The organism is Spirosoma luteum DSM 19990 (assembly GCF_000374065.1).
In the GTDB taxonomy this organism is placed as follows: Bacteria; Bacteroidota; Bacteroidia; order Cytophagales; family Spirosomataceae; genus Spirosoma; species Spirosoma luteum.
The window spans coordinates 104487-125731 of sequence record NZ_KB893246.1 but is presented as its reverse complement, the minus strand read 5'-3'; the positions used below and the strand labels follow the sequence as shown (position 1 = coordinate 125731).

Annotated in this window: 20 protein-coding genes; 14 read left to right on the top strand and 6 right to left on the bottom strand. The window is 50.1% G+C overall.

Annotation, left to right across the window (positions count from 1 at the left end):
• Nucleotides 1-77: 77 nt before the first annotated feature.
• Both B156_RS0105025 and B156_RS0105020 read left to right on the top strand, forming a co-directional pair.
• Entirely contained in the window at nt 78-2354 is a 2277-nt protein-coding gene (locus tag B156_RS0105025; RefSeq protein WP_169518244.1) for a heavy metal translocating P-type ATPase, read from the top strand.
• 54 nt (nt 2355-2408) lie between these two features.
• Nucleotides 2409-2630 carry a heavy-metal-associated domain-containing protein gene (locus B156_RS0105020; protein WP_018618551.1) on the top strand — a complete coding sequence of 74 codons (222 nt, stop codon included), beginning with the start codon at nt 2409-2411 and terminating at the stop codon, nt 2628-2630.
• Nucleotides 2631-2685: 55 nt separating this feature from the next.
• Here the strand turns inward: B156_RS0105020 and thiL are convergent, their stop codons facing one another.
• Both thiL and B156_RS0105010 read right to left on the bottom strand, forming a co-directional pair.
• Nucleotides 2686-3720, bottom strand: coding sequence for a thiamine-phosphate kinase (gene thiL, locus B156_RS0105015; RefSeq protein ID WP_018618550.1), 1035 nt, complete (start codon nt 3718-3720; stop codon nt 2686-2688).
• A 136-nt stretch (nt 3721-3856) separates the two neighbouring features.
• Nucleotides 3857-4303 carry an immunoglobulin domain-containing protein gene (locus tag B156_RS0105010; RefSeq protein WP_018618549.1) on the bottom strand — a complete coding sequence of 149 codons (447 nt, stop codon included), beginning with the start codon at nt 4301-4303 and terminating at the stop codon, nt 3857-3859.
• A gap of 118 nt (nt 4304-4421) precedes the next feature.
• Here B156_RS0105010 and B156_RS0105005 point away from each other — a divergent pair, with 118 nt between their 5' ends.
• The 3 genes from B156_RS0105005 to B156_RS0104990 all read left to right on the top strand — a co-directional run bounded on the left by B156_RS0105005 (nt 4422) and on the right by B156_RS0104990 (nt 6787).
• Complete coding sequence (locus tag B156_RS0105005; protein WP_018618548.1) at nt 4422-4661, top strand: cytochrome b5 domain-containing protein; 240 nt, start codon at nt 4422-4424, stop codon at nt 4659-4661.
• A gap of 59 nt (nt 4662-4720) precedes the next feature.
• Nucleotides 4721-5572 carry a BadF/BadG/BcrA/BcrD ATPase family protein gene (locus B156_RS0105000; RefSeq protein ID WP_018618547.1) on the top strand — a complete coding sequence of 284 codons (852 nt, stop codon included), beginning with the start codon at nt 4721-4723 and terminating at the stop codon, nt 5570-5572.
• A gap of 144 nt (nt 5573-5716) precedes the next feature.
• Nucleotides 5717-6787 carry a ferredoxin--NADP reductase gene (locus B156_RS0104990; protein ID WP_018618545.1) on the top strand — a complete coding sequence of 357 codons (1071 nt, stop codon included), beginning with the start codon at nt 5717-5719 and terminating at the stop codon, nt 6785-6787.
• Nucleotides 6788-6879: 92 nt separating this feature from the next.
• Here B156_RS0104990 and B156_RS0104985 read toward each other — a convergent pair whose 3' ends face one another.
• Together B156_RS0104985 and B156_RS0104980 are read right to left on the bottom strand one after the other, a co-directional pair.
• A complete protein-coding gene (locus B156_RS0104985; RefSeq protein WP_018618544.1) occupies nt 6880-9129 on the bottom strand; it encodes a M56 family metallopeptidase in 2250 nt (749 codons plus the stop codon).
• Between the two features lie 107 nt (nt 9130-9236).
• Entirely contained in the window at nt 9237-9614 is a 378-nt protein-coding gene (locus tag B156_RS0104980) for a BlaI/MecI/CopY family transcriptional regulator (protein ID WP_018618543.1), read from the bottom strand.
• A gap of 149 nt (nt 9615-9763) precedes the next feature.
• Between B156_RS0104980 and B156_RS0104975 the strand changes: the two genes are divergently transcribed.
• From B156_RS0104975 to B156_RS0104940, 8 genes are all read left to right on the top strand, one after another.
• Nucleotides 9764-11497, top strand: a complete 1734-nt coding sequence (locus B156_RS0104975) for a M3 family oligoendopeptidase (RefSeq protein WP_018618542.1) — start codon at nt 9764-9766, stop codon at nt 11495-11497.
• 136 nt (nt 11498-11633) lie between these two features.
• On the top strand, nt 11634-11912 hold the full coding sequence (locus tag B156_RS0104970; RefSeq protein ID WP_018618541.1) for a hypothetical protein: 279 nt from the start codon (nt 11634-11636) through the stop codon (nt 11910-11912).
• A 222-nt stretch (nt 11913-12134) separates the two neighbouring features.
• Entirely contained in the window at nt 12135-13208 is a 1074-nt protein-coding gene (locus B156_RS0104965) for an NAD-dependent epimerase/dehydratase family protein (protein ID WP_018618540.1), read from the top strand.
• Nucleotides 13209-13278: 70 nt separating this feature from the next.
• A complete protein-coding gene (locus B156_RS0104960) occupies nt 13279-14979 on the top strand; it encodes a hypothetical protein (protein ID WP_018618539.1) in 1701 nt (566 codons plus the stop codon).
• Nucleotides 14980-14990: 11 nt separating this feature from the next.
• Nucleotides 14991-15938 (top strand): glycoside hydrolase family protein, encoded by a 948-nt coding sequence (locus tag B156_RS0104955; RefSeq protein WP_018618538.1) that lies wholly within the window; start codon nt 14991-14993, stop codon nt 15936-15938.
• 72 nt (nt 15939-16010) lie between these two features.
• Nucleotides 16011-16823 carry a hypothetical protein gene (locus B156_RS0104950; protein ID WP_018618537.1) on the top strand — a complete coding sequence of 271 codons (813 nt, stop codon included), beginning with the start codon at nt 16011-16013 and terminating at the stop codon, nt 16821-16823.
• Between the two features lie 83 nt (nt 16824-16906).
• Complete coding sequence (locus B156_RS0104945) at nt 16907-17863, top strand: glycosyltransferase family 2 protein (protein WP_018618536.1); 957 nt, start codon at nt 16907-16909, stop codon at nt 17861-17863.
• A 41-nt stretch (nt 17864-17904) separates the two neighbouring features.
• The gene (locus tag B156_RS0104940) at nt 17905-18675 is read left to right on the top strand and encodes a glycosyltransferase family 2 protein (protein WP_018618535.1); all 771 of its coding nucleotides are present in this window, start codon (nt 17905-17907) and stop codon (nt 18673-18675) included.
• A gap of 8 nt (nt 18676-18683) precedes the next feature.
• Here the strand turns inward: B156_RS0104940 and B156_RS0104935 are convergent, their stop codons facing one another.
• On the bottom strand, nt 18684-19127 hold the full coding sequence (locus tag B156_RS0104935) for a hypothetical protein (protein WP_040585195.1): 444 nt from the start codon (nt 19125-19127) through the stop codon (nt 18684-18686).
• Between the two features lie 54 nt (nt 19128-19181).
• Here B156_RS0104935 and B156_RS0104930 point away from each other — a divergent pair, with 54 nt between their 5' ends.
• Entirely contained in the window at nt 19182-20141 is a 960-nt protein-coding gene (locus tag B156_RS0104930; RefSeq protein WP_018618533.1) for a YheT family hydrolase, read from the top strand.
• 56 nt (nt 20142-20197) lie between these two features.
• Here the strand turns inward: B156_RS0104930 and B156_RS0104925 are convergent, their stop codons facing one another.
• Entirely contained in the window at nt 20198-21073 is an 876-nt protein-coding gene (locus B156_RS0104925) for a MerR family transcriptional regulator (RefSeq protein ID WP_018618532.1), read from the bottom strand.
• Between the last annotated feature and the right edge of the window lie 172 nt (nt 21074-21245).

Below are 21245 nucleotides of genomic sequence, written 5' to 3'. Positions count from 1 at the left end.
GTTCTATATCTGAAGGTAGAGAAGAACACCTGGAAGATAGGTCTTGTCCTTATAAAGATATGATACCGACGGATAAAATGACTCAGGCAAGCAAGCCTGTTACAAATAAAAAGATACATTCGGCATTGACGCATCAGCAGTTTCCGGTGCTGGAGATGAGTTGCGCTGCCTGTGCCGTGAGTGTAGAGTCGATGCTGACCAATACGCCGGGCGTTGCGCAGGCCACCGTAAACTACGCCAATCAGTCGGCTACGGTGGATTATGACCCGAACGTGGTTTCGCCAACGGGCTTGCAGCAGGCTTTGCAGGCAATCGGCTACGATTTAGTGGTCAACGTGGAGGACCCCCGGCAGGTGCAGCAGGAAGCTCAGGAGAAGCATTATGAATCGCTGAAGAAGCGAACCATCTGGGCGGCCATCCTTACGGTACCCGTCGTAATCATCGGCATGTTTCTGATGGAACCGGGCGGAACGGCGGGGTATAAGAACTACCTGATGATGGTGCTCACCGCTCCCGTTGTCTTTTGGCTGGGCCGATCCTATTTCAGCAATGCCTGGAAACAGGCTCGCTATGGTAAAGCCAATATGGATACGCTCGTTGCCCTGTCCACCGGAATAGCGTTTCTATTCAGTGCCTTTAACACCGTTAACCCCGACTTCTGGTTGCAGCGCGGTTTGACCCCCGATGTTTATTTTGAAGCGGCCGCGGTGGTCATCACGTTTATCTCGCTGGGGAAGCTGCTGGAAGAGCGGGCCAAGTCCAATACCTCATCGGCTATCAGAAAACTGATTGGCTTACAACCCAGTACCGTTCGGATTGTAGAAAACGGCATAGAACGAGACCTGCCTATTGCGCAGGTTCAGGTAGGGCAGGTGCTTATGGTACGGCCCGGCGAAAGGATTGCCGTAGATGGTCTGGTTGAGTCGGGGGCATCTTTTGTAGACGAAAGCATGATTTCCGGGGAATCCGTGCCGGTAGAGAAGAATAGTGGCGCATCGGTCTTTGCCGGAACCATCAATCAGACCGGTTCTTTTCGCTTTACCGCGCAAAAGGTTGGGGGTGACACGGTCCTGGCGCAAATTATCCGGCTGGTGCAGGAAGCACAGGGAAGTAAAGCCCCGGTGCAGAAACTGGTTGATAAAATTGCCGGTATTTTCGTGCCGATTGTGCTGGGTATTGCCATACTGACATTTATTGCCTGGATGGTCTTTGCGGGAGAAAATGCGTTTACCCATGCTTTGCTCACGTCGGTTACGGTCCTGGTTATTGCCTGTCCCTGTGCGCTGGGGCTAGCTACGCCCACCGCCATTATGGTCGGCGTGGGTAAAGGGGCGGATAACAACATCCTGATTAAAGATGCCGAAAGTCTGGAACTCGGTTACCGGGTCAATGCCGTGGTGCTGGATAAAACGGGCACAATTACGCAGGGTAAACCTACCGTTACGGATGCAGTCTGGCAGGTAGCAGAACCGGACGTAACGGCATTGCTGCCCATTTTATACGCCTTGGAATCGCGGTCGGAGCACCCGCTGGCATCGGCCGTGGTAGAGAAGATACATCATGAGTCTCCTAAGTTGATGGGGGTTACTCTGGATACATTCGAGAGCCTCACCGGGCAGGGTGTTTCGGGTTCTTACGGGGGTAAAACGTATAGTGTCGGAAATATCCGATCGCTGGCTAACCGCGCAATTGTAGCGGATGATGCCGTACAAAAGCAGGCAACGCAATGGCAACGGAAAGCAAAAACAGTGGTTTTCTTTGCCGATGAACAGCGTGTACTAGCCATACTGGCCATCGCCGACCCGGTTAAGGAAACATCAGCGGAGGCCATTGATACGCTGAAACAGCGCGGTATTGCCGTATATATGCTAACGGGTGATAACGAGCAGACCGCAGCGGCCGTAGCGCAGGCCGTTGGTATTGAGGAATACAAGGCTGAAGCACTGCCTACCGATAAAGCCGATTTTATTAAACAGTTACAAGCGAAAGGCCGAGTAGTGGCCATGATTGGCGACGGCATTAATGACTCACAGGCCTTGGCTCAGGCCGATGTTAGTATTGCTATGGGACACGGGTCGGATATTGCAATGGACGTAGCTAAAATGACGCTTATCACCTCGGACCTGACCAGTGTACCGAAGGCCTTGTACCTGTCGAAGAGGACGGTGCAGACTATCCGGCAAAACTTATTCTGGGCGTTCATTTATAACCTTATCGGCATTCCGCTGGCGGCTGGACTGTTGTACCCAATCAACGGTTTTCTGCTTAACCCGATGATTGCCGGGGCAGCTATGGCGCTTAGCTCTGTATCGGTCGTAACGAACAGTCTGCGGTTGAAGACGGTTAAGTTATAATCCGATTACTGGTCTTTTGTGTAGATTCTAGAAAAGTAAAACGTTAATCAAACTATGGAAACGCTCAATTTCAAAACAAATATCAAGTGTGGTGGCTGCGTAGCCACCGTAACTCCTTTCCTGAACGACATCGAACAACTCGACGGCTGGAATGTAGACACCAGCAGCCCCGAGAAAATTCTGACTGTACAAACCACCGATAACCGAATTGGCGATGTAGTCAGGGAGGCTGTTGAGAAGGCAGGTTTCAAAGCCGAACCCATACCCAGGCCTTAGTGCTGGCATCAACCAAAATCGGGCCGTTCTATCTATAAGAACGGCCCGATTTTGATTACGTCAACGAAAATATACCTTGCCAGCCCTGTGCCTTGATAGGAGTCAACTGGCCCGCTTTGGTTGACAGGCCAACGTACTTGGAATCGCTGGAGATATAACCAATAGCGGTAATACGCGAGTTGGTTGCCAGTTTTTCAAACGCCTGCGGTCGAACGGTAAACAGCAACTCGTAATCTTCTCCTCCGTTCAAAGCCGCGGTTATCGGGCTGATGTTGAATTCATCGGCCGCCAGATAAGTCTGGTCGTCGATGGGTATATTTTCGTCAAAGATGATGGCTCCCAACTTTGATTGACGGCACAGGTGAAGCAGTTCGGAGGCTAACCCATCCGACACATCAATCATGGCAGTAGGAACCACACCGAGGTCGCGAAGTTCGTGAACAATATCGGTACGGGCCTCGGGACGAAGTTGACGCTGAACCAGGTAGGTTCTCTCTTCGGACAGGTTTGGCTGCATCCCGGAGTCGGCCATAAACACCTGCTTTTCACGCTCCAGTAGCTGCAGACCCATGTAAGCTGCTCCTAAATCGCCGGTAACACAAAGTATGTCATTGACCTGCGCTTTGTCCCGATAGGTAATTGCCTCTTTCGGTACTTTTCCCAAAGCAGATACCGAGATAATCAGGCCGGAACGCGAAGAGGTTGTATCGCCCCCCACCAGGTCAATGTTATACGCCTTACAGGCTGCTCTTATACCGGCGTACAGTTCGTCGATGGCTTCGACGGTGAATCGACTGCTTAATCCGATACTAACGGTTATTTGTATCGGTAAACCGTTCATGGCGGCAATATCGGATACCGCAAACGTCACCGCTTTGTAACCAAGATGCTTTAAGGGGACGTAGGTAAGGTCGAAGTGAATACCTTCTACAAGCATATCGGTACAAAACAGCCCAAAATCGTCACCCCAGTCAAACACAGCAGCATCGTCCCCGATACCCTGAATCGTTTCTTTGTGAGTTGGTTTTGGTATTGTCTGGCGTATTCGATCAATTAAACCGATCTCGCCAAGGGTGTTTAAATCAGTCATAGGGAGAGATATAAGGTGTGCAAATAGTGATAGACCCTAAAGATAGACAAAACGGATTATTACCCATAATTCGTTAAAAAGCCACTCCGAATGATGACAGAGTGGCTTTTTAACGAAAACAACGTTAAGGACGTACTTACGGATTTGTTAGGGTATACACATTGGTGGTACCACCCGTTTTCTGACTAGCCGATGTCCGGGTGAGTTTCAGGTTATTGTCGTCAATAGAATTGATGGTAAACGTAATCGAACCATTATCGCCGGTGGGGGATGGGTTCAGGTTTGTCAATTTGAGCGTGTTATCATCGGGAACAGAATACTGCCCAACGAAGGTATTGCCATCGTATTCTGTGTATCTAACGGTTGGGGCAGCGCTTAAATCCAGTTTGAAACCAGCGTAGTTACGAATGTTGCTAGTAGCTCCCTTTGTATAAACGGTCGTGCTGTTTTCGTCTATCTTGCTGGCGGTCCACACTTTGGCAATGCGTTCTGAAACGGGTGCCACTTTATTGCTTTTACAACTCAGGATTACACTAAACAGAGCCAGTGCCGAAAAGAAAGCGATTGATTGAGTCTTTCTCATAAGTAATTCAACTACACAAGGATTTGAAGTGGCTAAAGTTACGCTAATTTTGTTTTCTCCCTGCAAAAGTAATGCCTAATAATTCACTGGTTATTTAACGGATGCGGCCGCTTTTTTTATGCCTGATTTAGTACAAAAGTACACCCGCTCACAGCTAGCACTACGTAATGGACAGGACCGCGACGATATCTGGTGTGCATTCAAGGGAATTATCTACGATTTGTCGACTTCACGACTTTGGCGCAACGGAAAGCACTATGAACACTGGGCGGGTCAGGATCTGACCGATGAGTTGACCGATGCACCCCATTCCGACAGTGTGTTCAATCGCTTTCCGGTGATAGGGGAACTGGTATAAATTAGCCGTAGTGGTCATGGGCAATCAGTTATGGTCAAGTGCATTTATCAATTGAGTCAATGACTACACAGTTAATTGCGGATAGCGGCTCTACCAAAACCGACTGGCGGTTGTTGGATGCTGATGGTACTATCCACGCCCGGCAAACGGATGGCTTGAATCCCTATTATCAGTCGTCTGCCCAAATGGTAGATATACTGAAAGATCAATTGCATTTGCCTGTAACCGATGCCCGTATAGAACAACTCTTCTTCTACGGGGCGGGCTGCAGTGGCTCCCCGGTAAACGGTATTGTGGGGAATGCGCTGAAAACGTTGTTTCCTGATGCAAAGCATATCGATGTAAACAGCGATATGCTGGGTGCAGCCCGGGGGGCATCGGGCCATCAGGCCGGGATCGTCTGTATTCTGGGAACGGGGTCCAATGCGTGTTGTTACGAAAATGGGCAGATTACGCGGGGTATTCAATCGCTGGGGTTCTGGCTTGGCGACGAAGGAAGCGGTGGATATCTGGGGAAAACCCTCGTCCGGGACTTTTTTCAGGACCGTTTGCCTGCCGACCTGCATCAGGCTTTCCAGATTCGTTACGCGCTCGACCGGCCTGCGTTGCTCGAAAACGCTTACAGAAAGCCATTTCCGAACCGGTACTTTGCCTCATTTACCCCCTTTCTGTCCGACCATCTGGCCCACCCGTACGTTACAGAACTGGTAACCGGTGCGTTTATTTCATTCCTTACTACCTACGTCAGCCGCTTTCCGGAATCGGTTGAATGGCCTGTTCATTTTGTCGGGTCGATAGCTCATTATTTTTCCCGGCAATTGCGTACGGCTGTTGAACAAACGGGATTAACAATGGGTAACCTCCTCAAAGCACCCGCCGAAGGACTGGTTGGGTACCACCGAAATGGATAAATTTCCGGCGTTCGCCGTACCTTTGCCGGATAAAACTAACGTCGGGCAGGTGAAGAAAAAGAGGGAAGCCAGGTGGTTTTATTCAGGTATCCTCGCTTTTCTGCTCCCTGCTGCGTTTAGTATATAGCAACCACAAGAATAGTAATGGCAAATCGGTATTTTTTAAAAGTTAAAGACATTGTTCGGGAAACGCCCGACGCCGTGACAATCAGTTTCTGGCACCCTATCAACGAGGAAGTACGCTATCAGCCCGGTCAGTTTCTAACTTTTTTACTCAACATCAACGGTCAGAAAATAAGGCGGTCCTATTCAATGGCATCGTCGCCCCATGTCGACGTATCACTGTCGGTATCCGTAAAACGGGTGCCGGGTGGTCTGGCTTCCAATTATCTGTGCGACAGTATCCGGTCCGGCGATGTACTGGAAACCCTGGAGCCAATGGGGACTTTCACGCCAAAACTGGACCTGCAAAATCGCCGGACTATTATTTTGATTGGGGCCGGTAGTGGTATTACGCCCCTCTTCTCAATGGCTAAGTCGGCGTTGCACGTTGAACCCAATAGCCGGGTATGGCTCATTTATGGCAACCGAAACCAGGCGTCTATCATCTATAAAGCGCATCTGGATGCCATGGAGCAAGCCTATGGCAAATCCAGGTTTCAGACCACCCACATACTTAGCCAGCCATCGGCGGGCTGGACGGGTGCCGAAGGACGACTGAATCAGTCTACGCTGACCAAACTTCTGGAAGAAATGCCTGCTACAGACCGGCAAAATGCCAGTGTGTACCTGTGCGGTCCCGATGGGATGATGGCCGAGGCCCGTTCGGCACTGGCACTGGTCGGTGTTTCGGCAGAGCACGTTCATAAGGAGAGCTACGCTACGGCACCGGTCATGGCGGGTGATGTAGTAGAAGAACCCCTCACGGCTGCCGACAGTGGTACCCCCGAAGTGACGGTCCTGTACGAAGGCAGCGAGTATAAATTTGCCGTTGCTCCGCACCAAACCATTCTGGAAGCAGCACTGGACCTAGATATTGACCTGCCCTACTCCTGTCAGGCGGGTATGTGTACGGCCTGCATGGGTCGCTGCCTATCGGGTAAAGTAAAACTGGATGAGGAAGATGGCCTGTCGGAATCAGAACTGAAGGCAGGTTACATACTAACCTGCGTCGCTCACCCTGTAGGGGCCGATGTGGTAATCGAGATTGAGTAGACCAACCGTTTTTGTCATGGCTCCGCAGGGGGAATCTCAACGCTGCGTATTCGTCAAGCCTGAGATTCTCTACTGCGGAGCCATGACAAAAATTATCTAGGCTTCGGCGCTGGCTTAGGAGCAGCGGGCGGGGTAACTCTGGGAGGGTTTACCGAAGGAACGGCCGGAACTGACAGGTTCGGGCTTGCAGGCGGAGTGGGCGCTATGGCAGGCCGGGGTAGGCGGGCCGGGCGGGGAGCCCGGACGGGACGGGGTGTTGCCCGAATACCCGATGGGGGCATGGGTGGTATCATAGACATTATGCGCGCCATATCATCGCCGTATCGTCCCATTTGGTCAGAGAGCTTTTCCACCTGATTTTCGAGCTGTTGCGTTTGGCGTTCCAACTCTTCCATTGGCTTTTTCAGTTCTTCCTGCTTCGCATTAGACTGCTCCATCTGCCGGTTCAACTCTTCCATGCCCCCTTCCAGTTTCTTAATTTCCGGTTCGAGTGCTTCTATCTGCTTTTCAACCTCCGCCTGACTTAGTTTTGTTTTCCCGTCATTGTAGAGTAACTTCTGATGCTTCTCAATCAGCGTGTTACGCTGCTCCATGAGTTTATCCTTTTTCCAGTTCAATACTTCGTTTTGCCGTTCCACTTCCTCCACCGGAAAGCGCAACTTTTCCATCTGGAGGTGCAGAGCCTGCATCTGCCGGGAACGTTCGGCAATGAGTTGACTCAGGCTGTCCATCCGGCGTTGATTGTATCGATTACTGCCCGGCCCGTTCGCCACGCGGACCCTGTCGAAAATAGTAGTGTCAACCGAAGCCATCGCTTCATTGATAATCCGGTTATAATCTATTTTCTCGACTCTCTTCAGAACACCATCAACATCAACCGGGAACGTACCAGCCGAGTTAGCCGCATCAAGCGCGGTTTTTATAATCGTGTTGTAGTCAATTCGGGCTGAAACTTGTGCATTTAAATCCGTATTTAAATCTTCGTTCAAGTTCGCGTTTAAGTCAGCATTTGCGTTTTCGTTCAACGATGCCATTCCGCCACCAAGCGCATTGTTCTGCTCGATAATGGTCAGCAGAATATCCCGGTCGGGCTGCTTCACGGTGTCGAGCGAAAGTTTACCGGCCATCACCTGGTCAAGTTGGCGTTGCAGCCGGGCTACACGCGTTGCCGGTAGCTTCTGGCCTTTCCAGAGAACGTAGCTAATCCGCTGGTTATCTACCATACCATACGCTGAATTACTGTCAACTGTATGCTTTCGGGTTGAATGAGCTGGTTTTGGCTGTTTGGCGGCTGGTTTTGGTTGCTGCTGTACGGCGTATACCGATACACTCATGAACAGGATAGTAGCCAGCGTCAGGCCTGCCAGACTGCTATTCGACACAAAGGGGCGCGTGGGTACACCCAACATCCTCTGAACGCGGTGTAGTAAATGCTGCCGTTTTGCCGCAAAAGCCATCGCCAGTACGGGCGTTTGCGTGGATTGAGTCAGCCGTAGTTCTTCCACGTGGGCCAGTGCCTGCGCGAGAATGCGGCCATTGCCCCCGCAAACCTGCACGGCCAGGTCATCGCAGCAATGCTCACGCTCTTCTCGCACCCGTGCTGACAGCCACCAGAGGGCCGGATGGAAAAAATACAGCACTTCCACCATCGATTGCAGCAGATTGACGGCGTAATCGTGCCGTTTGATATGGGCTAATTCGTGGGCTAAAACGGCTTCAATTTCACGGGTCGATAAATGCGTGGCCAGGCCAATGGGGAGTAGTAAAACGGGTTTCAATACGCCCACTACCATTGGCATGGCTATGCGCGCCGACTCACGAACCTGCACGACTGCCCGAATAGACAATGTAGAACGAATTTGATTGGCCATCTCCAGCCAGTGCTGCGATGTAGGGAGCATAGCTGTTTTGCTCAGTTGTTGCAGGTAAATCCACCCACCAGCCAGTCGTAGCCCGAACAGGGCCACCCCAATCAGGTAGATAAGCACAAACTGACTCAGGTGATTCTCCAGAAATTGCTGGGTTTGCTGATGCCAGGGTATCGACTGGGCCACTGTTTGCCATCGGATCTGCGATGCATATCGGGCTGTAGTAGCTGGCGATAGAGGCTGCGTAGCGGAAATGGGCTGGTAGTACCAGAAAAACGTTGCGGCCGAAACCAGCACCTGTGCCAGCAGGGTAGACACCCCCACGCGGTAACGGATTATCCCCGACCGATGCCGAAGAAAATATAGTAGTACCGCAGCGGGCAACACCAGTGCAAAGCCCTGCCAAATGGCATGTAGTAACGTCCAGCCTAAGGCATCGGCAATTGGGCTTGTTAGAAAATAATAGACGCTCATGAGAAAGTAAGTTTCTTTGGTTGGGAAAAATCGAAAAAGACTATATGTACAGTCGACTGATGACACACTATAGCCACAAAATCAGGGCAATCCGGTAAATCTGTAAATCACGCCGGGGTATCGTGACGGTTCAGATTATCCAGCAACAGCTTAATCTCGTCCAGCTCTTCCCGCGAGGCTTTGTGGTTGCCCAATACCTGCATAACCAGTTTGGACGCCGATCCCCGGAACGCCGTTTCAACAAAGCGGTCGACTAATCCCTGCTGTGTTGCTTCTTCACTGACGGCTGCCGTGTACGTGTGCGACCGGGCATCCTCCTGGCGGGTAAGCAAGCCTTTTTCAACCATAATCTGCATCAGCTTTAAGGCTGTCGTATAGCCTAAATCCCGGTTTTGACTCAGGGCGTCGTGTACCTGCCGTACTGTGCTGGGGCCGTTGGTCCAGAGTACATGCAGAATTTCCAGTTCAGCGTCAGTTGGCTTCATAATTAATCTACGAATAATTTCGTAGTAAACATATACGAATTTTTTCGTAGATACAAACTTGTGAACAAAAAAGTTTTAAACGGGATTAAGTTAGTACGGACTTTGTGCCGTTTTTTTCTCTTTAAAACAGACTAAAGTCTGTGATACCGATGACTTTTGACGAAACGATAACTGTACCCACCCGTCCGGCACGCCTGTTCATTGGCGAATCCATAGCGTTGCAGAGTTGGGACGATGTGAAACCATTTTACGACGAATTACTGGACCGCCCAATCAGCACCGCTCATGAACTGAAGCAGTGGCTTGTGGACCGTAGTGAACTGGAGTCCTATCTGTCGGAGGATTTTGCCTGGCGGTACATCCGCATGACCTGCGATACGGCCAACGAAGAGCTGGTGAACAACCTTAATTTTTTTATTGCGGAGATTCAACCTCCCATGACTGCCTATGGCAACGACCTGGACCTGAAAGCCGTAAATAGCCCTTACATCAATGAATTGACCGATGAAGGCTATGAGGTGATGGTGCGGGGTATGAAAAAAGCCATCGAAATCTTCCGCGATGAAAATATCCCGTTGCAAACCGACTTGCAGACCGAAGAGCGGAAGTACGGAGCTATTGCCGGGGCTATGACGGTAAACATCGATGGCCGGGAGATGACTTTGCCCGAAGCCAGCGACCGATTGCAATCTACCGACCGGGCGGTGCGGGAAGATGCCTGGCGCAAAATATGGGAACGGCGGTATCAGGACCACGAAGCGCTGGACCAGTTATTCGACCGATTGCGCGATTTGCGCCATCAGATAGCGATCAACGCTGGTTTTGCCAACTTCCGGGACTACTCCTTTGCAGCTCTCGGGCGGTTTGACTATACCCCGCAGGATTGTGTAAACTTTCATGAGTCGGTAGCCGAAGCGGTTGTTCCCCTGTTGGACGAACTGGCTTCTGCTCGGAAAGAGAAGCTACAGGTAAATCCGCTACGTCCCTGGGATACTAAAGTGGATGTGGAAGGGCGCCCGCCGTTGAAGCCCTTTGCTACGGGTGAAGAGTTACTCGAAAAAACCATCAAGTGCTTCGACCGGCTGGATAGGGAACTGGGCGACGACCTACGGATTATGCGGGCTATGGGTCACCTCGACCTGGAATCACGAAAAGGGAAAGCACCTGGCGGATACAATTATCCGCTCGAAGAAATTGGCGTACCATTTATTTTCATGAATGCCACGTCGAGCCTGCGCGACCTGGTCACGATGGTACACGAGGGAGGCCACGCAGTCCACTCTTTCCTGACCCGCGAACTGCCTTTAAAAGCATTCCGTAACCCGCCAATGGAGGTGGCCGAGCTGGCTTCCATGAGCATGGAACTCCTGTCGATGGAACACTGGGACGTATTTTTCGATAACCCGGACGAACTGCGCCGGGCCAAACTACAGCATCTGGAATCCATCATTGAAACCCTGCCCTGGGTAGCGACCATCGACAAATTTCAGCACTGGATTTATGAGCATCCGACCCACACCGATGCTGAACGGCGCGAAAACTGGATACGGATATATACGCAGTTTGCTGATACCGTAACGGACTGGAGCGGATTCGCTTTTTATAAGGAATACATCTGGCAGCGGCAACTGCATCTGTATGAAGTTCCTTTCTACTACATTGAGTATGGTATTGCGCAGCTAGGAGCCATCGGGGTTTGGCGAAACTACCGTAAAGATCCGGCGCTGGGTCTGGCAGGTTACAAAAGGGCGCTCAGTCTGGGTTACAAAACCCCTATCCGGGACATATACGCGGCTGCCAACGTACCGTTCGACTTCTCCCGCAATTATATCCGGGAACTGATGGGGTTTGTAGCGGAAGAAATTCGTCAGTTGAAACAGTAGCTGCACCGTGGCATATGGAGGATGTAACCCCACATTTTAATAAATGCGCAACGGATGAAGAAAAAACTAATGCACAAATACGGTTGACTAAAGACTGTTGCTTATTTTTGCCGAATCAATTCGTAATTAAGTAGCTATGAAGCGCGTACTAAATATAGGTCTTTTGGTGGTGTCGGTATTATCACTGGCCTCCTGCGACTATCAAAAATATAATACCATTCGCCAAACCGACAACCGGGCTAATGATTACAGCTCAGATTACCGCGCTGGCGATGAAGAAGTATATGGGTTAGGCAGGGATTCAGTCGCTGTACAGTCACGCTATCAGTACACGCCAAACCCGGCGCTGGACGCAAGAACCCAAAAAATTCGCGAAAAACTGTTTGGCCCTGGTACATCCGGCCAGGGAATATAACGGCTAGCAATCGAAAATGTAAAAGCGATTAGTCAGTGCGTACGTACTGGTTAATCGCTTTTATAGTATGAGACCGCTTACTGAAAAGCTCTTTTGTTACCACGCCTAAACGGTCTGTTGGCTATAATAGGTGTAAATTTTTACGTTACTTTGTTCAGCAGTACCGACTCAGTAAAAGAGTACTATTTAAATAGCTAGTCGCTTTTAAGCAAAAATAGAGACATGAAAATTGCATTAGTCACAGGTTCGGCCGGTTTGATTGGGAGTGAAGCCGTTGCCTTTTTTGCCGATAAATTTGATCTCATTATTGGGATTGATAACAACATGCGGCAGTATTTCTTCGGGGCTGACGGCTCGACCGAGTGGAATAAAAACCGCCTGGCTGAAGCCTACCCAAATTACCAGCATCGGGCAGCCGACATTCGGGAGGTATCGCAACTGGAGGTAATTTTCCAGGAATTTGGCACCGATATAAAACTGGTTTTACACACCGCTGCCCAACCCAGTCATGACTGGGCCGCCCGCGAACCGTTCACCGATTTTGGTGTCAATGCCGTTGGGACGCTCAACATGCTCGAAATGACCCGGCTGCACTGCCCGGAAGCGGTGTTCATCTTTACCTCGACCAACAAAGTATACGGCGATAACCCGAACTTCCTGCCATTGATTGAAACCGAAACGCGCTGGGAAATTGACCGGAACCACCCCTATTTTGAGAACGGTATCGACGAGCACATGAGCATCGACCATACCAAACACTCGGTTTTCGGGGCCTCTAAAGTAGCGGCTGACATTATGGTTCAGGAGTACGGTCGCTATTTCGGGATGAATACCGGCGTGTTCCGGGGCGGCTGCCTGACGGGGCCAAACCATTCGGGTGCGCAGTTGCACGGTTTTCTGTCGTATCTGATGAAATGCGCTATCACCGGCAACCAGTACACCATTTTCGGGTATAAGGGTAAGCAGGTTCGCGACAATATTCACAGCTGGGACCTTGTCAACATGTTCTGGCATTTCTATCAGAACCCGCGTCCGGGCGAGGTATACAACGCGGGCGGTGGCCGATATGCCAACTGCTCCATGCTCGAAGCCATTACGCTGTGCGAAGAAATATCGGGCAACAAAATGAATTACCAGTATTCGGAAACAAACCGCAGTGGCGATCATATCTGGTACATCTCCGACCTTACGAAATTCAAGCAGCACTACCCGGACTGGAACTGGACTTACGACCTGAAAGAAACGATGGCCCAGATTCACGATAGTATGGCAGCCCGCCTGGCGCTAGCCAAGTAGTTATTACTAGGTTCCATGGTGGCTGATTCGCCGAAGAAATCAGCCACCATGGTTCCATTGTACAACCCGAATGCCCCACTTCGACACATACCCGATTGCTTATTGGTTACCCGTTTATGCGCTCTGCTGGGCGTTGCTCTGGCTGGCCGCCCGGTCATTGATTCAGCGGCCGCTTATCGACTGGAAACTGGTTGGGTTATTGTCAATCGCCTTGTTTTTTCTATTGCGGCTGTCGACCATCGTTTTCAATGCTGAAATAAATCCGGACGAGAGTCAGATGATAACGCAGGCCTTTACCCTGTACCATGACCCCGTCTATTTTCGGTCCGTGGATGGAACAACGGGTGGCCCATTGGATAGTTATTTCCTTATTATACCGGGGCTTTTCGGACTACCTTTCGATTATATTACCGCTCATCTTACGGCTTTCTGTCTGGTTTCCGGCTACCTGTGGTTACTTTTTGTGGTAGCAGGCCGGTGGTTTGGTCAGGTGGTTTCTGCATTAGTACTACTGCCGTTTGTGTTCATGCTGGGCCTGACCCAGAATGGTGATTTTTTACACTACAACAGTGAACTGGTTGCACTCCTGCTGCTTGGCCTGAGTTATTACCTGTACGCTACTTTGCTAGACCAAAAGAAACCTTCTCTGGTCCGGATTGGTCTTATTGGTCTTCTGCTCGGGATGGTTCCGTTTGGAAAATTACAGGCCATACCATTAGCTGCCGTGGTAGGGCTGTTTATGCTGTTGGATATACTGACACGGGTCGAACTAACCACAAAGGCCAAAGTGAGCCGGATAGCGTGGCTGGTTATTGGTAGTTTTGCCTTTCCGCTACTCGTTGTTCTACTGACAACAGCAACCGGGGTGTACGATGACTTCGTCACGTTCTATCTGAAAGGTAATTTTCAATACGGTGGTGATACCAATCAGCTGGAGAGCCTGCTCCAACTGCCAACGTTTCTGCAGCGAGGCAGCGAATTCGACTGGCTGGTTAAGCTTATTTTTAGTATCTGGCTGGTGGGTTTTGTGCTATCCCTGCGTCGTGGTATTCGCACAAACCAGGGTATGTGGCGTATCAGCGGGTTTGTTGGTGCTTTGTTCGTAGCTACTTTGTTTGCCATTACCCGAACCGGTTCCGGTTACGTGCATTATCTGTTTTTTATCATTGGCCCCTTGTTTTTTAGCTTCGCCTACGGGTGGCAGCAACTTAGTTTAAGCGGGGCTGTCGGTAAATGGATTGGGGTAGCGGCAACGGCTATTTTTCTGGGGTTGTTCGGGATACAGGCCATTCAGCACTATAGGCAACAGATTCCTCTCAATATGTATCCATCCGATGGGCAGAATGGCTGGACTGTTCAGCAGTCGCCGGTTTCCAACGTAGTACGGCACTATGCTAAACCCGGCGAAAAACTGGCCGTTTGGGGGTGGCGCTGCGATTATTACGTTCAGGCGAATATGCAGCAGGGTGTTGCCGAAAATCATACCATTCGAAGTGCTTTCATGCATCCCATGCAGGCTGTTTACAAACAGCGATACTTAGCCGACTTCCTGCGCTCGTTTCCGCCGGTGTTTGTGGATGCCGTTGGTAGCCAGAACCTCTGGATGAATGACCGAAAAACGCAGGGGCATGAGATGATTAAACCGCTCGGTCGGTTTGTGGCAACGCACTATACCTACCTGGGGTTGGTAAACGATACCCGTATTTACGTTCGGAAAGACAGAGTCAATGCCAGTCCGGATACCGGAAAACCACTCGCTCACGTTCAATAAATTAGTTTCTTATGTGGAACAAACAAGGTTTAATTTACAAACCCGATGGCACTCAGCCATTCAGCCGTACGCACGCACAGGTTCCGTTTGGCTACCCTATGGCCGACAAATTGCGGGTATATTTCTCTACCCGCGATGAGAGCATCGCATCGGCGGTCTCTTTCGTTGAGCTGAATCCCGATAACTTGTCCGAGGTAACGTACGTACACGACAAAGCCTGCCTGACCAGGGGCGAAGTGGGCATGTTTGACGAAACCGGAACGATGCCTTCCTGGTTCCTGCCCGTCGACGACGAAATCTGGTTGTACTATACGGGCTGGAACAAAAGCGAAACAGCCAGTTACCGACTGGCCATTGGACTGGCCATTAGTCGGGATGGCGGATTGACGTTCGAGCGGAAATTTACCGGGCCTCTCATGGACCGCTACATCTTTGACCAGGTATGGGTGGCGCAGCCCTGTGTGATGCGTGAAAAACAGGCCGATGGGTCGATGTTGTGGCGGATGTGGTACCTGTCCTGCACGAAGATTGAAGTCATTGATGGCCATCCGGAACCGTTCTACGATGTAAAATACGCCGAATCTCACGACGGGCTTGACTGGAAACGAACGGGACAGGTTTGTGTTAGTTACGATGAATTTACCGATGCCATCGGGCGACCAACGGTGTACAAAGAAGGAAATTTGTACAAAATGTATTTTTCCTACCGGAATGCGACCAACTACCGTACCGATGTGCAGCGTAGTTACCGAATTGGGTACGCCGAATCGGAAGACGGTATCAACTGGACCCGGCGCGATGAACTGGCTGGTATCGAACGGTCGGATGAGGGATGGGATTCAATGATGATGGATTATTGTCATATTTTTCCGCACCAGAATCAATGGATTATGTTCTACAATGGTAATGGTTTTGGTGCGTCAGGATTTGGCTATGCCACCCAGCCCAAAACAGATTAATATCAGCCCGGTAGAATTTGGATTTTATGAAGATAGCCACCTATTTTGTAGTAAATCAGTAAGACGACGACCATGAAAGAAGTAGCAAAATATCTGATAAAAGTTGATGCCGAATTTAAGGATGGCCGGATTATACCGGAAATTCCGTACGATGAGGTAATGAAACTGGTGAACGAGCCGAACATCGTCATCATCAAAACCGGGATTCCGGAAGAAACCTTGCGTAGTGTGATTACGGCTACCCATACCTGGGCAGCTAAAACACCCCTGGCCGAAGCCCCCGATCCGTTCGACAACAACCAGCACAAACAACGGCTGCACATTGCTAAAATTCAGCAGGCTCCGCAGTTGTTCCACGACCACACATTCGATGCTATCCTTGACCTGGAAGAGCCAGCCCAGCAGACGCTGATGCAGGTATTCCAGCCGATGCGTAATTTTTGGAATAGCCTGACCGGCAATAACGAAGAATACGGTATCCGGAAAGGGCAACCCTATTTCCATCCGCAGGTGACGCATTACCCACTGGGCGGCAGCTTTTTTGGGCGGCACTGGCACCCGCTCAACCCGCAAAAAGTAGGGACTATTCTAGCCCTGAATCAGTACGGAAAGGACTACTCATCGGGTGGTACGGGCTACGTTATCAACGATCATATTGTTGAAACGGAAGGGTATCAGGACATGGGCGATCTGATTCTGTTCCGGTACGATTTGCCGCACTGGGTTAGCCCATCGAGTTTTGCCGACCGGTTTAGCTGGGATGATCCCGCCGGGCGCTGGGTGGCTATTCTACCCTTTTACGACCCTTGGGCCAAGCCAGCCGAAAAAGACGAACCTCAGGGCTGGAAAGCACAAATCCAATCGGCCAAAGAGGTGACTGTATAGAGGTTACGGTATCCGGTTGGCTGACGCGCCAATATACCTTATGCGTCAGCCAACCGGATACCGTAAACCCAAAACTTTTGATTATGCCCAAAGTCAGCGTACTGATTATCACCTATAATCAGAAGAATTTTATTCGGCAGGCTATTGACAGTGTTCTGGCGCAAAAGACTACGTTTCCTATCGAAATTTTGGTTGGGGATGATTTTTCAACGGATGGCACGCGGGAAATCATTCAGGAATACGAACGTCAGCATCCGGGCCTGGTGATTGGCGTATTGCACCCCCACAACATGGGCAAAAATGGGGGAATCAATTTTCTGGAAACCCTGAAACTGGCCAAAGGGGAGTATTATGCCCTCATAGATGGAGACGATTACCTGACTGACCCGCTGAAACTCCAGAAACAGGCTGATCTCCTGGACGCGCATCCGGATTATTCCATGACCTTCCATAATGCGCTGATTACCTACGAGGACGGTAGTCCGTCGCACGTACTCAACGGACCCGACATGAAGCCGTTTTATACGGTCGATGATTTAATTGGCGATGATGAAATCTGGTTTATGGCTACGTCCAGTACTCTATACCGGAACAGCATCCGCGAATACCCGGCCTGGTTCCGGGAATCGTCGAGTGGGGATATTCCGCGGTTGATTCTAAAGGCCAAACTGGGTAAGATTGGCTACATACCCGACGTGATGTCGGTGTACCGAAAAAACAGTGCGGGAGCCAGTTTTCACGATAACTATCAGAACGAGGTTTTTCTGCGCAATCGTATCCAGATGTACAGCGACATCAATCGGGAACTCGATTATCGGTACGATACCGTTCTGCGCCGGAACATGGCCCGTTATTACCGCATGATGCTTGATGCCAGGCAATATGAGGGCAGTTACTTCCGGCGGGCGCGCATCGCCATAAAGTACCTCAATATGGCCAAACCCGGTTGGCCTGCCGCCAAAGACGTTATTAGAAAATATATTGTACCAGGGCCGATAGCTAAGCTCTATAGCACCCTACGCCTGCTGCCCTATCGGTAAGTATCCACCCTAATGGCGGGAAGACCCGCACCTGATTACCTATGAAATTAAGCGTTGTCATACCCGCCTACAACGAAGAAGAGTCGCTGCCCCCTACACTGCGCGCGCTTTATCAGACATTGTCTAAACACGGAATCGATCACGAAATCTGTGTGACGAACGACAATTCAAAGGATGGCACCTTACGGGTTCTGGAGCAGCTTGCCGCTACAGAAATACCAACGCTGGTGTACTACACCAATCCGGGGCCTAATGGGTTTGGGTACGCCGTGCGCTACGGGTTAGAGCGTTTCTCCGGCGACTGTGTAGCCGTGTTCATGGCCGACCTGTCCGACGACCCGGAGGATCTGGTAAAGTTCTATCGTAAAATGCAGGAGACCGGTACCGATGCTGTATTTGGCTCCCGTTGGGAAGAGGGAGGGAAAGTAGTCGACTACCCCGAATTAAAGAAGTTCATCAATCGCATCGCCAACTTCATTGTTCGGATGACGATGGGCATCAAATACAACGATACCACAAACGCGTTCAAGCTGTACCGGCGTGAAACCATTGAAGGAATCAAACCCTTTCTGGCTCCGCACTTTAACCTGACCGTTGAACTGCCCCTGAAAGCGATTGTGCGCGGCTATACCTACGAAGTAGTGCCCAACAGCTGGACAAACCGGAAGTACGGGGAGTCGAAACTGAAAATCAAGGAAATGGGTAGCCGCTACTTCTTTATCTTGATGTACTGCCTGATTGAGAAACACTTCTCGCAGGGTGACTTCCGGAAAAAGTCGGCTACTGCTCCTCCTCAGACGGTAAGCCGCTGAGCGTCATGTTACCCCATAATACCCTTCAGGCCGGGAATCTGATAAATAAGCAGTGTTTGTACGATAGCCCAGAGAATCCCGCTGATGAGCATATATAGAATCAGTCGGCCCGGCTTTACACCGAACGAAACGGCCAGAATAGTACCACCAATGGGAGTGAGTATTGCGGGGGTTAGTAACGCAATTCCTGCCATACCCGAGCGTTGCCAAACCCGAATGGCCATGCGTGTCCGTTTGGTAAAGAGCCGGGTGGGGGTGGGGTTGTAGCGTTGCCGTAAGGCCTGTAGAGCGGACCCGGCGTAGGTTATGACTATTACGCTGATCATCATTCCAAGGGTAGTGCAAAGGGCCGTTTCCAGCCATGATAATCCCAGCGCAGCGCCCGACAGTGGCCCACCCAGAAACTTTATCGTACTGGCAATGATGACGGATGCGTATTTGGCAATGGGCATGACGATAAAATTATGCTGGAACAACGGTATAAATGTATCCGTTGTTTAGTTAATATGCCGCTAATTCTTTCTACTTATCCCGGGCCACCCGCTCACCAGTATAATGGCCACCTGCAAACTATTCTGCCCAGCCTCACGCGGCTGGTGCGCAACGTTACCTATGAGCGCGAACGCCTGATCCTGCACGATGGTGATTTCGTTGATCTGGACTGGATCGACAAGGCACAAAAGAAACTGGTTATTCTGACGCATGGACTGGAAGGAGACAGTAACCGGCAATACATTCGGGGAACGGCCAAACTTTTTTCCGAGCATAATTACGACGTATTAGCCTGGAACTGCCGGTCGTGCAGCGGGGAGATGAATCAGGCATTCCGGCTGTACAACCACGGCGAAATCGGTGACTTTGGCGAAGTGATTGCCCATGCGCTGAAAACCAGAGATTACCAGAAAGTAGTACTGGTTGGCTACAGCATGGGGGGGAATATTACCCTAAAATACCTTGGCGTCAATGGCCATCAGCTACCCGATGTTATTAGGCGGGGCATAGCTATTTCAGCGCCTACTGACTTGGGAGCCAGTGCTGTCCTGCTCGACCAGCCCTCCAACCGGTTCTATCGGAATCGGTTCCGGAAAAAGCTGCTGGTCAAGATAAATCAGAAGGCTACCCGCTTTCCCGGACGGCTGGATATGAGTAAACTACAACAGGTGAAGCGATGGCGTGATTTCGACGAGTTTTTTTCGGCACCCGTCAATAATTACCGGGATGCTGATGATTTCTACAACCAGGCCTCAGCCATCAATTTTATGGCGGGTATCACCGTCCCGACGCTATTGCTCAACGCGCAGAATGACCCACTGCTATCACCCGAATGCTCGCCGGGCTGGTTAGCGGAAACCCACAAACATATTTTTCTGGAAACGCCCCGAACGGGTGGTCACGTAGGTTTTCAGGTACCGGGCGACCTGTATACCTATGCAGAACGACGGGCATTAGCATTTGCCGAACAATAGTTTCTAAGAATGATATTCAACGTATGCCTGATAGACACGCTGCCAATTGGATTAACTTACGTCAGGATACGAATGAGGTCGCTTATCTGATTTATTATTCTGGCATTGTCCGGCGTATCAATGTCTTGTCCTACTACCTGATACCCAGTCAACAGTATTTGCGTATCCGGGAAGGTCGCAGCTAGCCGATTTACATAGGGCTGCACATCATGGTTTGAAAATGAAGAGGTTAGAACGGTAAATATATAATCGGGTTTATACCGTTCGTAAACTGGTTGCAACTCATCGAACGGAAGGTTCTGCCCCAGGTAAATAACTTTGTTTGACCGGGCTGAGATAAGATAATTGGCAAATAACAGACTGATTTCGTGGTATTCGCCCTCCGGAAGAAACAACAGGTATTTTTCCGCATTTGCCCGCTTGGCAAGCCTGTTTTCCTCGATTGCTACGATTAGTTTCTGTCGAATCAGGTTGATTATAAAATGTTCCTGAGCGGGGCCCACCGTATCGGTTACCCATAAGACTCCGATACGATTCAGGAAGGGATAGATGATATGGATCATCGTATTCTCGAAGCCAAATCGCTCAATGTTGCTAGAGATAATCTGCTCGAATCTGTCTTCATTGAAATCAAGCATGGCCAGCGTAAGTGCCTGAATCTGATCAGGGTAGTTAAGCTGTTTATTGGTGACCGTAATTACCTTGTTGTACAGGTCATCCAAGGATAATTTTGAAATATCCGAGATTTTATAGCCATTATCTTTCAACATCGCGATGTTCAGTACCAGTTTTAAATCCTGGTCATCGTAAGCTCTAATGTTGGTATCTGACCGTTGTGGGGCTATAATAGCATAGCGTTGCTCCCAAATACGGAGCGTATGGGCTTTGATGCCCGAAAGTTGTTCCAGATCTTTGATTGAATACGTACTCATAGTTGTGCTGATTAGTAACCCGTTAACGCCATCTCTGGAAATTTTGTTCAATGTTTTCAATTAAACGTTAAACAAGATAAATAACTACAAAAAGACTATGCGTTTATTGCAGAAGATTACAGCCGGGCAAGTACCAATGAGCTTGAGTACAAACAAAAAAAGCCCTGACAAC